This is a genomic window from Brucella tritici (assembly GCF_902825325.1).
Taxonomy (GTDB): domain Bacteria; phylum Pseudomonadota; class Alphaproteobacteria; order Rhizobiales; family Rhizobiaceae; genus Brucella.
This window is the reverse complement of sequence record NZ_CADEAR010000081.1, coordinates 1-392: the sequence shown is the minus strand read 5'-3', so window position 1 is coordinate 392 and position 392 is coordinate 1. Positions and strand designations below refer to the sequence as shown.

Here is a 392-nt window from a genome sequence, read left to right as displayed (position 1 = left end):
GAAAAGTTGGAATGACGACGTCGATTTAGTGACCGGACAGGCGGTTTCAAGAACCTCACAGTCGAATTTCTGGAAAAAACAACCAACAGACAAAGGCTCTTCCAACAGGCGAAGAGTCCATCTGCGGAGAGGAGTTATCATGGCCAAGGGAACCTTTGCCAAAGCGATGCCGCATGTCTTCTCAGAAGAAGGCGGGTATGTGGATGACGTTGATGATCCGGGCGGTGCAACCAATCTAGGTATCACCATTGCGACGCTGTCAGCGTGGGAAGGGCACCGTGTTTCAAAAGCCGAAGTGAAGGCGCTGACCAGGGTAAAAGCAACGGAAATCTATCACGAGAACTATTGGAACAAGATATTCGGTGACGATCTACCGGTAGGCGTTGACTATG

1 protein-coding gene is annotated in these 392 nt (G+C 50.3%); it reads left to right on the top strand.

The annotated features are described in order from the left end of the window. Nucleotides 1-139: 139 nt before the first annotated feature. A partial coding sequence (locus HWX93_RS22755) for a glycosyl hydrolase 108 family protein (protein WP_328700199.1) occupies nt 140-392 on the top strand: 253 nt, incomplete at its 3' end.